The 12,549-nt window shown below is 62.4% G+C and carries 15 protein-coding genes and 1 pseudogene; 11 read left to right on the forward strand and 5 right to left on the reverse strand.

The genetic code is table 11. The features are described 5' to 3' along the window. Positions 1–123 precede the first annotated feature (123 nt). Positions 124–1,128, reverse strand: a complete 1,005-nt coding sequence (locus MUH00_RS10850; RefSeq protein WP_246998382.1) for a TatD family hydrolase — start codon at positions 1,126–1,128, stop codon at positions 124–126. Between the two features lie 131 nt (positions 1,129–1,259). Here MUH00_RS10850 and MUH00_RS10855 point away from each other — a divergent pair, with 131 nt between their 5' ends. Together MUH00_RS10855 and MUH00_RS10860 are read left to right on the forward strand one after the other, a co-directional pair. Next, positions 1,260–2,306: a WD40/YVTN/BNR-like repeat-containing protein gene (locus MUH00_RS10855; protein WP_246998384.1), complete on the forward strand. Its 1,047-nt coding sequence runs from the start codon at positions 1,260–1,262 to the stop codon at positions 2,304–2,306. Between the two features lie 66 nt (positions 2,307–2,372). Next, positions 2,373–2,768 carry a DoxX family protein gene (locus MUH00_RS10860; RefSeq protein ID WP_345780916.1) on the forward strand — a complete coding sequence of 132 codons (396 nt, stop codon included), beginning with the start codon at positions 2,373–2,375 and terminating at the stop codon, positions 2,766–2,768. Positions 2,769–3,010: 242 nt separating this feature from the next. On the opposite strand, the gene MUH00_RS10865 is transcribed toward MUH00_RS10860, so the two are convergent. Further along, positions 3,011–3,481, reverse strand: a complete 471-nt coding sequence (locus MUH00_RS10865; protein WP_246998388.1) for a cytochrome P450 — start codon at positions 3,479–3,481, stop codon at positions 3,011–3,013. Here MUH00_RS10865 and MUH00_RS10870 point away from each other — a divergent pair. From MUH00_RS10870 to MUH00_RS23080, 4 genes and pseudogenes are all read left to right on the forward strand, one after another. Next, positions 3,452–3,772 carry a helix-turn-helix domain-containing protein gene (locus tag MUH00_RS10870; RefSeq protein WP_246998390.1) on the forward strand — a complete coding sequence of 107 codons (321 nt, stop codon included), beginning with the start codon at positions 3,452–3,454 and terminating at the stop codon, positions 3,770–3,772. The two genes, MUH00_RS10865 and MUH00_RS10870, sit on opposite strands and share 30 nt — an antisense overlap. Before the next feature lie 83 nt (positions 3,773–3,855). Then, entirely contained in the window at positions 3,856–4,344 is a 489-nt protein-coding gene (locus tag MUH00_RS10875) for a type II toxin-antitoxin system death-on-curing family toxin (protein ID WP_246998392.1), read from the forward strand. A gap of 25 nt (positions 4,345–4,369) precedes the next feature. Further along, positions 4,370–4,510 (forward strand): hypothetical protein, encoded by a 141-nt coding sequence (locus tag MUH00_RS10880; RefSeq protein ID WP_246998393.1) that lies wholly within the window; start codon positions 4,370–4,372, stop codon positions 4,508–4,510. 238 nt (positions 4,511–4,748) lie between these two features. Further along, a pseudogene (locus MUH00_RS23080) lies at positions 4,749–5,452 on the forward strand (SDR family oxidoreductase). A gap of 63 nt (positions 5,453–5,515) precedes the next feature. Here MUH00_RS23080 and MUH00_RS10890 read toward each other — a convergent pair. After that, positions 5,516–6,034 carry a methyltransferase family protein gene (locus tag MUH00_RS10890; protein ID WP_246998396.1) on the reverse strand — a complete coding sequence of 173 codons (519 nt, stop codon included), beginning with the start codon at positions 6,032–6,034 and terminating at the stop codon, positions 5,516–5,518. Positions 6,035–6,299: 265 nt separating this feature from the next. Here MUH00_RS10890 and MUH00_RS10895 point away from each other — a divergent pair, with 265 nt between their 5' ends. Both MUH00_RS10895 and MUH00_RS10900 read left to right on the forward strand, forming a co-directional pair. Further along, positions 6,300–6,746: a DUF5680 domain-containing protein gene (locus MUH00_RS10895; protein ID WP_246998398.1), complete on the forward strand. Its 447-nt coding sequence runs from the start codon at positions 6,300–6,302 to the stop codon at positions 6,744–6,746. A 463-nt stretch (positions 6,747–7,209) separates the two neighbouring features. After that, positions 7,210–7,503, forward strand: coding sequence for a GYD domain-containing protein (locus MUH00_RS10900; protein ID WP_246998400.1), 294 nt, complete (start codon positions 7,210–7,212; stop codon positions 7,501–7,503). A gap of 356 nt (positions 7,504–7,859) precedes the next feature. Here MUH00_RS10900 and MUH00_RS10905 read toward each other — a convergent pair whose 3' ends face one another. Then, positions 7,860–8,504: a class I SAM-dependent methyltransferase gene (locus MUH00_RS10905; protein ID WP_246998402.1), complete on the reverse strand. Its 645-nt coding sequence runs from the start codon at positions 8,502–8,504 to the stop codon at positions 7,860–7,862. A gap of 552 nt (positions 8,505–9,056) precedes the next feature. Beyond that, positions 9,057–10,076, reverse strand: a complete 1,020-nt coding sequence (locus MUH00_RS10910) for an NAD-dependent epimerase/dehydratase family protein (RefSeq protein ID WP_246998404.1) — start codon at positions 10,074–10,076, stop codon at positions 9,057–9,059. A 16-nt stretch (positions 10,077–10,092) separates the two neighbouring features. On the opposite strand from MUH00_RS10910, the gene MUH00_RS10915 reads away from it, so the two are divergent. The 3 genes from MUH00_RS10915 to MUH00_RS10925 all read left to right on the forward strand — a co-directional run bounded on the left by MUH00_RS10915 (position 10,093) and on the right by MUH00_RS10925 (position 12,524). Continuing rightward, the gene (locus MUH00_RS10915; protein ID WP_246998406.1) at positions 10,093–10,827 is read left to right on the forward strand and encodes a helix-turn-helix domain-containing protein; all 735 of its coding nucleotides are present in this window, start codon (positions 10,093–10,095) and stop codon (positions 10,825–10,827) included. Beyond that, positions 10,824–10,982, forward strand: a complete 159-nt coding sequence (locus tag MUH00_RS10920) for a hypothetical protein (RefSeq protein ID WP_246998408.1) — start codon at positions 10,824–10,826, stop codon at positions 10,980–10,982. Before MUH00_RS10915 ends, MUH00_RS10920 begins: the two co-directional genes overlap by 4 nt. An 825-nt stretch (positions 10,983–11,807) precedes the next feature. Next, a complete protein-coding gene (locus MUH00_RS10925) occupies positions 11,808–12,524 on the forward strand; it encodes a class I SAM-dependent methyltransferase (RefSeq protein WP_246998410.1) in 717 nt (238 codons plus the stop codon). The last annotated feature ends 25 nt before the right edge of the window (positions 12,525–12,549 follow it).

Raw genomic sequence — 12,549 nt, forward strand, 5'->3', positions numbered from 1 at the left:
ATTATCGGCAGAACACAGGTCAGCATGACATCGAACTCCTCGGCACGGAAGCGACGAAGGTCCCAGGAGAGCGCCCCCGGGTGCGAACGAAGCCGTTTCCTGAGCGATTTATTTCCCGAACGCTCATCTCGCGATGTCGAAGACGTCCCGAGGGTTTTCCCGTACGACCGTCCGGATCGCCTCCTCGTCGATCCCGTACCGATACAGTTCGAAGATGGCCCGTTTCAGCGCGAAGGGATCCGTCCGGAGGACGTTCGCGCAGTCGGTGTCGATCATGATCCGCTCCGGCCCGTACTCGTCGATCGCGTCGGCGACGTCCGCGGCGGTAACGCCGATCAGCCACGAGTGGCCGATGGTGTAACTCAGGTAGCACTCCGTCTCCGCCATGAGGTAGTCGGTGTTGTTCGGATCTGCGTGCGAGGCGACGACACGTTCGTCGTCCAGATCCGCATCGCGCATCGCTTCGACGTCCAGCTTCACCGCTTCGAGGGCCGGATTCTCCGCGTCGATCACCGGCTCCTGGCTCAACTCCGCGTTCTTCTCGTATCCTGGAATCCCCATCCCCGGTCGGTACGTTCGACCCGAGTCGGTGGTCCGGTTCGGGGTATGCAGGATAACCGGCAGGTCGTGATCGTCCGCGAGTTCCATCTGCGCCTGCACGATCGCTCGCTGTTGGTCCACGTCCCAGGCGCTGACGTGCTGGGACGGCGTGACGCCGGTCTCGCCGATCGCCACGACCTCGTCAAGCGCGCAGTAGTCGTCCATCGCGTCGAGCAACTCGTCCGGGTTCTCGATGCGAACGCCCGTATGGATACCGAGGCCGAGTTTGGCCTCGAAGAAGTGGTTGCGTTCGATCGCCGCGCGTCGGTTGATCGCGTCGTCCCAGAGGAAGCGGACGTCCGCCGCCCTGACCGGCTTGTACGGCGTCCAGTGGTAGCCGGAGGCGACCATCACCATCGCCTCACAGCCGGAGAGGGCGTACCGCTCTCGGTCGTCCCAGGAGAGCGTGTGGGCGTGATTGTGGACGTCGATCCAGGGTTGGTTGAGAAGCTCCGTCGGCGGGTCGAACGGTTCGTCGTCGAGGTACGCGGCGTCGGTCGGGCGCTTCGTTGGCGGTGTCGGTGTCATGGGTTCCGTCGGGTTTCACAGCAGCCACCGTGCTGGACGGTGCGCGGTACCGACTGCTCCGTAGTCGCCGGCGACACTTAGTGTTTTACAGCCTGGTAAACTTTATTATGTGGCGAATTAACATGGAACACATGGCGCTGCTGATCGGCACGGACGACGGCCTCTACCGGGTCGAAGACGTCCCGTTCGAACGAGACGAGGCGGAGCCCGTCCTCGATTGCGAGGTGGTGACGGCGGTTAGATCGTGGGACCACATTGACGGCGTGTTCGTCGCGTCGTCAACCGGCGCGTACCGATCGCGCGACGGGGGCGAGACGTGGGCGGACCTCGGCGTTCCGCTGGGAGACCGCTTCTGGCACGCCGGCGAGAGCGAGGTCTGGTCGATCCTGGCGATCGCCGACGGGGCGCTGTACGCCGGAACGAACGATCCGTACGTGTACCGCTCGGTCGACGACGGCGAGACGTGGACCGAACTCAAGGGATTCCGAGACCTTCCGTCTCGGGGGCACTGGGAGTCGCCCATCGATCCGCACTACGCGCGCTTGCGCGCCCTCGAAGCCGTTCCCGGCCGACCGGACCGATTGATCGCCGGCGTTGAAGCCGGCGGCATCCACCTGAGCGAGGACGGCGGCCGGACCTGGATCGATCGTCGGGAGACGATCGTCGACGACGTACACCAGGTTCTTCCGATCTCGGAGGACGTCTGGCTCGCGACGACCGGCTACCTCGATCACAACCTGGAGAATCTCGGCCTCGGGCACGCGGTCGGCGAGGGGGGCCTCTACCGAACGGTGGACGGCGGCGATTCCTGGAATCGGATCGACGACGGAAACGATTTCTCGTACATCAGGCGCGTGTTCGTCCACGACGGGACCGTGTTTTTCTGCGGCGGGGAGGAGGCCCCGCCGGCGTGGGTGAACGACGACCACGAGGCGGCGCTGTTCGAGTCGACGAACTTCGGCCGCGACTTCGAGCGCGTTCCGTATCCCGGAGAGCCCCACGAGATCATCGAAACCTGGGACGTCTACGACGGCGACGTCATCTGCGGCTCCGGACTCTTCGACGTGCCGGACCAGCGCGACGACGTCGAAGGTCGGATCCTGCGCCGGGACGACGACGGCCAGTATCGGACGGTCGGGCGGATCGACGCGAACGTCAGTCGAATCGAGTCGCTCTGATCACATGACCCCGGAATCGACGCACATCGCAACACTGCCCCGGCCGTTTCGACACGATTACACACCATGAGTGACTCGACCTCGTCGAACGATCCCCCGTCCGCCCTCGGTCGAATACTGTACAGCGGAACGCTGGCGTATATGGCCATCGACGGATTCAAGAACAACGAGAAGCGCGTCGAGGTTGCTCGATCGAGCGGGGTCCCGGTCCCCGAACACCTCGTTCCCTTCGTCACTGGAATGCTTTTGGTGGCCAATTTGGGGATTCTGTTCTGGAAATACCCGCGAGCGTCTGCCGGTGCCCTCGTCGTGTTCTTCGTCGGGACGACGCCCGCCATCCACGATTTCTGGACGATGGACGGGAAAGAGCGACAGAGCAACAAGATCAACTTCTTGAAAAATATCGCGCTACTCGGAGGCGCGATTATGCTTCTCGACGAGGCGGCGGACCGGGGAGAGTAGGGCCCCCTCTGGTTAGCGTCTCGGCCGGTAGCGCTTCCAGGTCCCGACTCCGACGGATGTCGATACTGGGAGGTTCGATTCCGGGCATGGGTGATCGCCATCGTTCTTCGGGTAGCCGAAGAGCGGGGCGTCTCGAACGAGGCCACCTACGTTCCGTCGGAGTAGTTCGAGGGCGCTCTTGTGCGACGGAGCCGCGACGAGTTCAATGACCGGTCGTCGCGGTCCTGTCCGCCGCGGAACCGTCACGCGTCCCGACGCTCGTGTAACCGCACGCGAACGTTCTCTTTCGGCTGCAGGGTTGCGGCGGCCGTCACCTCGGGATTCGGATCGCTTAGCAGTTCGAACCGCCGAGAGAGCGTCGCGAGCACGAGTTTCATCTCGAGCGTGGCGAAGCGCATTCCGATGCAATGTCGCGGTCCGCCGCCGAACGGGAAGTAGGCGTATTCCGGCCGATCGGCCTCGCGATCGTCGGCCCAGCGGTCGGGCCGGAACGCGTCGGGATCGTCGTAGAACCGCTCGTCCGCGTGGAGGCGGAACTGCGGGAGGGCCAGGATCGTCCCTTCGGGAATCTGGTAACCGCCGACCACGGCGTCCTCGGTCGCTCGCCGAAACATGATGAACACCGGCGGGTACAGGCGCATCGCTTCCTTGATGACGCGTTCCGTGCACTCCAGCCGCGGGACGTGTTCGATCCCCGGTCGATCGCCATCCAAGACAGCATCCAGGACGTACTTGCGGACGTCGACGTGACGATCAACGAGATCGGCAGCTACGATCGCCACGGCGGGACGGACGCCGGCGCGCTCACGGATCGACAGCTGGTCGCGGTCGAGACGGCGCTGTCGATCGGCTACTACGCCGTCCCGCGGGAGGCCTCGCTCGCCGACGCGCTCGACTGCGCCGAGAGCACCGCTTCGGTCCTGCTCAGGCGAGCTGAGCGCGACCTGTTCGCTCGGGTGCTCGATCGGTACGACGGGGCGATCGGGCCGGTCGAAACGCCGTAGGGACGGAACGTGATCTGTGCAGCCAAGCCATCGAACGGATCGATAGCAAGGGTTACCCCGGTGCATCCCACATATAGGGATGAATGGCTGACTCGTTCTGGTACCCGTCAGTCGAGGATATTGTCGCTATCCACGACGACATCGTGTCGGAGTATTCCGACACGCATGCCGGCGTCAGGAACCGCGGAGATATCGAGTTCGCCCTGAACTACGTTGCTGACGGTAGTTTTGGAACATCACCCGAGACGATCCACGAGAAAGCGTTTCACCTCCTTCGACTGCTGGTAGTGAACCACCCGTTCGTCGACGCGAACAAGCGCGCTGCACTCAACACGACCGTCGTGTTCTACTTCCTCAACGGATACCGTCTCGTGTACGACAACGAAATCAGGACGATCCTCAAGCGGTTCGGCACTGATCAGACGACCGTCGACGAAGCGGAAACCGTCACGTACCTTCGTTCCCACACCGAAGAAATCGACCTCGCGGGCGAGATCGAGCAGTGGCGTGACGACCTCATTCAGTACGGACTGAACGAACTGACCGGCGACTCGTCGGACCCGAACGATTAACCGCGCCCGAGACGATAACCCAAACATGGCGACGAAAGAAGGTGCAGAGTCCGGTTCTCCGCTCGATGAAGTGATGGAAGACATCCGACGAGAACTCGTCCAGCGGGTGGCGGCGGCCGATCGAAACGCGAATCGGGAAATCTACGACGCGCTCGAACACGAATAACGTGGCACGGCTCCGACTTCACGACTCGTTTCCGGTTTACCGAGTGCCGCCCCGATAACTGAACTACGTAAGTCGATCGACCGGTATGCACGTTCGACCGTTCAGTCGTGTCGCAGCGCTCGGTCGTTTTCTTCGAAACTATCTCCGCCCCGATAACCGTCGCGACCGTCGTCAGAACGGACGTACAGCGAGTGCGTGCTGAGGGTGTTTTTATGGCCGCGGCCACAGTAGTAGTCGTATGGCTGACATGGGAGTCGCAATAGTGACGGCGGCGGGAAGCGGTATCAGGGAAGCCTGCGCCCGGCGACTGGACGAGGACGGATATACGCCGGTTCTGCTGTCGTGGTCGGGGAGCGCCGTCGACGTCGCAAACGACCTCGGCGGAGACGGGTTCGAAGGATCAGTGACCGATCCCGACGACCTGGCAGTCCTCGTCGAGGCGACGTACGAGCGCTACGGTCGCATCGACGCGGTGGTGAACAATACGGGCCACCCGCCGTCCGGCGACCTCCTCGGAATCTCCGACGAGGAATGGTACGAGGGGTTGGTCCTCGTTCTGTTGAATGCCGTCCGTACGGCGCGACTCATCACACCCGTTATGGAGGACTAGAGCCGCGGATCGATCGTGAATATCTCCACGTTCTCGGCGTTCGAACCGTCGAGCGAGTTCCCCGTGTCGTCGGTGCTCCGGACCGGACTCGGGAGTTTCACCAAGCTCTACGCCGACCAGTACGCGGGGACGGAATCCGGATGAACACGATTCAGCCCGGATTCGTCGACAGTTACGACGTGGACGAGGAAACGAGGGAGCGAATTCCGATGGGACGACCGGCGCGAACCGAGGAGATCGCAGACGCCGTTGCGTACCTGCTTTCGCCCGCCTCGAGCTACATCACCGGGCAGAACATCCGCGTCGGCGGGAGGCTTAGAGCGTCCGTGTAGACGCGGCGGGCGCGTCCGTCCCGATCGGGCGGATCGATCGGCGCAGGGAAGGGGCCGATCGTATCAGGGGTGACGTTCCGTCTGGTTCTTCGAGTAAATACGCGGGAGCCAACGCGGGACTCGCTCACGATACCGTTCGTACGCTTCGCCGTGCTTCTCGACGAGATGCGGTTCTTCGAAGCGGATGACCCGGTTGTGAAATCCGATCCAGCACCCGACGGCCCACCAGAGGATCGACAGCGATCGCCGCCGAAGGGCTTGTCCGAGGATAACTAACAGCACTCCGATATACATCGGGTTACGCGTATAGGAGTAGATTCCCCCGGTAACGAGCTCGTCGGGCTCGTCGGTTGGCGAGGGGGTGCCTTCACCTTCCGAACCGAATTGAAACGCCGTGTGAACGTATAAAAGAACGCCCGAAAAGAGAGAAAGATTTCCAACGGTCGTTACAACTCCGGTGCTAATCGGGAGTCGTGGACGAGATTGGTGTCGCGCCAATAGTTGCGGAATTGCTACGGCGACTATTCCCGGCACGAGAACCGTGAATACTGCCGTCTTCAGGTAAACCCGTATCGAACCCATGGGGCATAGATTATGCCATAATGGCATATAACTTGCATTCGCTCAGGCCGCAGATCTCTCTGACGGCCAATTCGGGACCAAGCGGTATCGGTTCGCCGACTGTATCCTCTGTGTTCAGCACGCTGTCCGTGCCACGGATCAGTACAACCGACCACCAGCCCGGTACCCGCTCGCCGGAACAGTGGGCGCTACATTCTACTGGGAGACCGGCCGGATCGATCAGTACAGGTCAGGTACTTACCGGCAGCCGAATAATCGAATTAGTATGCATGATCTGTCGGATTTCGTTGCAAAAGCGCATAGAAACGGGTACGCTACGGCCCAACCAGACGCTGATGAGGAACAGCAAGGAACAGTCATCACGTATGATCGTGACGACTGGACGTATCGAGATCACTACTACGGGTCTGAGGCTTTTCTCGGGAGTGAAATCGTCATCTTCGACGGACGGCCCGTTTGGGGAATGAGCTACTACGGCGATCTAATCTCCAAAAACGCAGATCGGACTACTGTATACTCGTTCCTCCGAGACGCTCTCAAACAAGCCACGTCCGATCGGCCCTACCGAGGGCCACCACTATTCGAATCCGCCGAACTGACCTATCGCAGCTCGGTCACCGGAGATATGCACCGATTTGAAGGGAACGAGCTGGTCGGAGATGAGGAATCAACTATCTATCGCGGAACGTTCGTAGGCGGCCGTGTTGGATGACGCTAGAGCCCGACACCCGCTCTCGGCGTCCATCCATCCGGCCCCGGTAGAACGTTGCTGCTCGATCCAGCAGGAGCGTCCGTTCGCACTCTCAATACTATCCGTGTGGGATGGCAGGCGTGATCGTGCCGACCGTACCGCAACGCCCGTGGCCGGGTTTGCGCTACGCGAGAAGCGTCCCTTGACGGTATCGCACTCGCAACTACATATGCCGCACTGAAACGCGTCCGCGATTCACCGAACGGTCACGGAAGTACGAGGAGTCCGCTGTATATGCGTCCCGTATTCAGCACCGCCCGATAAAACCACAAATAGCTGTCACGATCGCCGTGCTGAGTACGGGAAGAGGATGGAACACGCGGATCGGAATCTCCCTTTCCGATCCCAAGAAATGGTAGGTGTCAGACATATCAGAGGGTGGTGCACCGGGTTTATCCTCTCTACCGTCGCCAGTTCATGTGCAATGCCAACCTATATCACCCTCTGGAACTTCACCCCCGAGGGCGCTAAGACGGTGCGGGACAGCCCATCGAACGTCGACCCTGTCGCCGATCGGTTCCGCGAGTTGGGTGGCGAACTTCGCGAGTACTACCTGCTGATGGGACAGTACGACTCCGTCTCGATCTGCGATTTCCCGGACGATCAAACTGCGGCGCAGGCGGTGTTAAGCGTACTGGAGGAAGGGAACGCGACCGCCGAGACGCTTCGCGGATTCACAGCCGAGGAGTTTGCCGAGATGGTCGACGATATGGCTTGAGGGCGGTGCTCAACGCCATATGAGTTTCCCTCGATGGACGCCGATCCGTTCGTCACGGGTGCCGACCCGCTTCGGGGACTTCGAAAACCCGTTGGAGCGGAAGCCTACTTGGCAGCCACTCACGCAGTGCATTGCGTTTCTGCCCTCTCAGCGGTCAGTAAGCGGTCCTCTTTCGGGGTAATTCAACACTGGTTGGGCGAACCAACGTGAGCCCCGTCTGGAATACATCCTCTCCGTTCAGCGCGCTGTTTTTAACAGCGACCGGTAGTTCGATCGGGGTTACTGAGTAGAAGGCGCGTATCTCGAGTGTGAACGTGGCCAGAAGAGACGGCTCAGTCGGCGTCGGAGAATCTGCCTCAGGTGCGTGACCCACACCGAGCAACGACGAGTTCGACCGGAACGACGAGCGCCCACTCGATTTGCGTCTGGGTAGTCTCGAAACCGGCTTCGGCAAGGACGGCGCTGACATCGAGAGGTCGACTATCGACCAACGTAGGAAACACGTCGTTGAGCCGCGTATAGAGTGGAGAAATGGTCTTGCTCGCTGTCGAGGGGCTGATGACACAGATTCGACCCCGTGGGATGAGCACACGGCGGATTTCGTCGAGCACAGTCGTCCGGTGATCGCCTTCGAACAGTTCGAGCGTGAAACTCGCGAGAACGACGTCAAAACTGTCGGTATCGAACGGCAACGTCAACGCATCGCCACAGACAACTGCGGACGGATCCTCGTCGTCAAGGCGATCCCGTGTGAGCCGGCACATCTGCTCTGCAACGTCGATCCCGACGACTTGGCCGTCGGATCCAACGGCGTTCTGCAATGTGGCGACCCCACGGCCGGTCCCACAGCCGACGTCGAGAACGCGGTCCCCGGGAGACACGCCGAGGCGATCGATTCCGCGTCGCCGAAGACGGCCCTGAAAGGGATCGACGAGGACGTCGTAGTACCGACTGAGCGCGTTATACCACGCTTTGCTGGAACGTGTCTGTTCCCGCGTCACCGTCCCGAACGCTCTTTCGATCCGCTAGAGAACCTACGGAAGAGATAGACGAGACCGAGTAGTGTCCCCCCGATAATCAGTCCGCCCGCGAGCAGAATAAGCAGGATGAAGGCGGTGGGGATGGCGATGTTGGCGATCGGGAGCATCGTCACCGAGCGAGGACGCACAGTCATGGACATCGTACATAAATTTATCCGAGCTGCATTTACATTTCGCTTGTTATTCGCTGGCTTTTGTGCATCCTCGGATAGGTAGTAGGCCGCGTTGCCCGAATCGTGAGCGAGTTCGTTTGAGTCGCCGTAATCTTTCACCCACAAGATCGGATATTGGCGGTGCCGATGGGATTGGCGCTCATTCGGTTGGGGTATCCGCTTTGGTCGGAGCGTGAGGGGGTTGCTATCAGGTTTTTCAGCAAGGGTTTCAACTCAATCGTCTTCCAGTATAGTGACCCTCTTCGCAAACTGCACCGGCGGTCGTCTGATCTCATCACACCGATCGACGCTCCCTCAAAGAACGAGCGGCGATAACCGCGAGTGAACAGGCGTGGATAGTTCACCCTCCCGTTACGATCTGCTGTTGCCTCTTGGCTTGCGGGCTGGCCCACTCGTATCCGGAACCGGTATCCTCGACTGTCCCGTCCTCCACCCACGCCGGAACGATCGTCTCGAGTCCCTCTCGGTACGTGGGATACGCCGGTTCCCATCCCACGGTTTGGCGGAACCGGTCGGCAGTGGTAGGGAACGGCTTCGTGAGCACGTTCACCTGCTCCTGGCCGACGAAAAATCGCGCGAGCCATCCAGGTATTCGACGGGGCGTCGAGGCACCCAGTTTCGCCGCGAACGCGGTGAAGAAGTCGGCGACGGTCACTGGCTCGTCATCGACGACGTGGTAGAGCCCGGTCGCGTCCGCGTCGATCGCGGCGACGAACGCCGATGCCGCGTCGTCGGCGTGTAGCAGCGACAGTTCTGCATCTCGACGGCCCAGCGGGCCACCGCCGACGATCGGCAAGTCGCCGGCGAGGAGCTGTTCACCCATCTGGTGGGTGTGGCCGGCGTCCGGAGCGTAGAGGAAGCCCAGTCGCAGGATCGTGACGTCGAAGTTCTCTTCCGACGACGCATCCTCGAGGAGATCCTCGACGTCGGCCGCGGACTGCGTGGCTCGGTCCGGGTGACGGTCGGCGCTCTCGTCGAACGGCGAGCCGTCGGACTGGCGGGCGACCCAGACGACGCTCGGGACGAGGAACTGCTCGACGCTCTCGGCGGCGGCAGCCAGGAGGTTCCGCGTTCCCTCTACCCGGACCCGGTCGTTCAGTGCCCAGTCTTCGTCCGTCGGTTTGTCCTTCACCGGCAGCGCGGTCTGGGCGGCGACGACGATATCCGACCCAGCCATCGCGGGGGCAAGCGTGTCGGGGTTGAGTACGTCGCCATATCGAGGCGTGCCGCCCCGCTCTTCGACGAGCGCTGCACCGTCGTCGTCCCGCACGAGTCCGACTACTTCGTGTCCGCCATCGGCGAGCCGTTCGACCAACCGACGTCCGATGACGCCCGTTGCTCCAGCGATGAATATTCGCATGGTAACTAGAGGAAAGGTGCTCGGCGTCGAATCGTCGCTGCCGGAACCCTGCGGGAGGTTTAAGCCGTGGAGGCCGAAGCGGTACTCGATGCGGCACGTCAGGTTGACCGTCACGCCGGCCGACGCCGGGGATGACCTCCCCGAGATGTATCGGGCGCTCTCGGCCGCCCCGTATCTCGACCGAGTGGTCGGCCTCCACTGGAACGTCTCGGGCGATCGACTCGGGCTGATGATCTACGCCGAGGGCGACGTTGACGCGTTCCGCGAGGAGGTGCGAGCAGTTCCGAAAGTGCTGGAGTTCGAGATCGTCTCGGTCGGCGAAGGTGAATTCTACGCGTATCTTCGGAACGAGTTGAATGAGCTGTCTCATCGCCTCTTCAGCACATTCACGCGCGAAAGCTTGCTCGTCATGCCGCCGCTGATCTACGGTGGCGACGGCTCCGTAACGTTCTCAATAGTCGGCCCGGCCGGGGAAGTCCAAGCGGCTGTCCAGGGCGTTCCCGACGCCTTCGAGGTAACGATAAGCGAGGTGGGCGGGATGGGTGCGACGCCAGGTCTCGTCGGAACGCTACTCTCTCCACGCCAGCGTGAAGCCGTCGAGGTCGCACTCGCGATCGGGTACTACGAGGTCCCTCGTCGGGGGGATTACGAAGCGATCGCCGAGCGGATGGGCTGTGCGCCCAGCACCGCGGCCGAACACCTGCGGAAAGCCGAGTCGAAGGTGCTTCGAGTGGCGTTTGCAAACGAGTGATCCTCGACGCCATGCACGCGTGTTGCGGCGCAGAGCGGTTCCCACCGTCGGACCGGGTCGAGGACTGCGAGATCTGCGGGAGCGATCACCGCGGCGAGTACAACTGTTCGCCGCCGGCCCACCGCGAGCCGTGTCCGGGAGCCGATCGGCAGTAACGCCCGTGAAAGTCCGCTGAACGCCCCGTTCATCTCAAACTACATCGCCGGGGGATAACTGGTCGGCAAGTCGGTGATTAAAATCGGAGAGGGACCGTGGTCACGTGGAGATTCAGATATTTTACTCTATGACCTCCTGAGCTGCGAGCAGCCACCACAGTCATCGACTAGGCCCGACGCGTACCTGCTTGTTCCGCCACATTTGCAGTAGTTATAAGTAACGGTGCATCAACAATTAGAACGGAAGCCACACCGACGGGCATGAGTGAAATGCCCCGGGTGCTGGTACACCCGAGACGTGGCTTCCACCCTCCAAGGGTTTGAAGCCATGATTCGGTTCATTCTACCGGGATATAAACGTCCCGCACGATCGACGTATCGCCACCAAGACGCACGATCGCCAGCCCCTGCGGCTGCGTCGTCTCGCCCGAGCTGTTCGACGGCGCCGGTCGCGAGTAGGCCGCCGATCGCGGGGACGACCCGTCGACGGCGCCGAGGCGATCGCGTCGGATGGTGCCGCGCCATCCGTCCGCACAACATCCACAGCGCATCGACGTACTGTCGATCGATCGTCGCTATTCCGACTGTCCGGGATGCGGACGGGTTCGCGGCGGAACTCGGCGGGTTCCGCGAACGCGGCCGGCCCGTGGCACACCTCTAAGACGCGCCGGATCGTACCGGGAACGTGATGGTTGTGCAACAGCTTTGCCGAGTTCGGCGATCGACCGGGCGGCGTCGAACGGCGGACGGACCGCGAGCCGATCGCGGGCGTCGAGGGCGCTCCGACGAACCCCCTCGTCGCCGATCGAGGTGGCGGTGATCGAGATGACGGCGGACACCACCGCGGCCGACGACGGACGCGATCCGGCGGCGCGTCGTCCCAAGTCGATCGAGGAGATCCGCGCGGTCTACGCGGACTGCGCGGACTGGGCCGATCGATTCGACTGGCTCGATCGCCGGCTCACCGGCCGGTACCGCCGGGAACTGTTCGGCGACGCCGAGGGACGCGTCCTCGACGTGGCCTGCGGCACGGGGCCGAACTTCGAGTACCTGCCCGAGTCGGTCGACCTCGTCGGGATCGACATCAGCCCGGAGATGCTGTCGAAGGCCCGGACGCGGCTCGACGACCTGCCGATCGACGGCGCGCTCAGGGAGATGGACGCCCAGGACCTCGCGTTCGCGGACGACAGCTTCGACACCGTGATCTCGTCGCTGTCGACCTGCACGTTCCCCGATCCCGTGGCGGCGCTCCGGGAGATGGATCGCGTCTGTCGACCCGACGGGCGAATCCTCCTCCTCGAACACGGCCGGAGCGACGTCGGGCCGATCGCGCGATTCCAGGACTGGCGGGCCGACTCGCACTACGAGACCGCGGGCTGTCGGTGGAACCAGGAGCCGATCGAGAACGTGGTGCAGGCCGACGTGCCGATCGTCGAGGTCAGCAACCGGTTCCTGGGGATCGTCACGCTGATCGAGGCCCGGCCGTCGCGCGACTCGGTGGCCGACGCCGTCCGGGCGCACGTCCTCGACCGCGACGAGTGATCGCCGCCCGCTCTCGGGGCCGCCG

This window comes from Halosolutus gelatinilyticus, assembly GCF_023028105.1.
Classification (GTDB): Archaea; Halobacteriota; Halobacteria; order Halobacteriales; family Natrialbaceae; genus Halosolutus; species Halosolutus gelatinilyticus.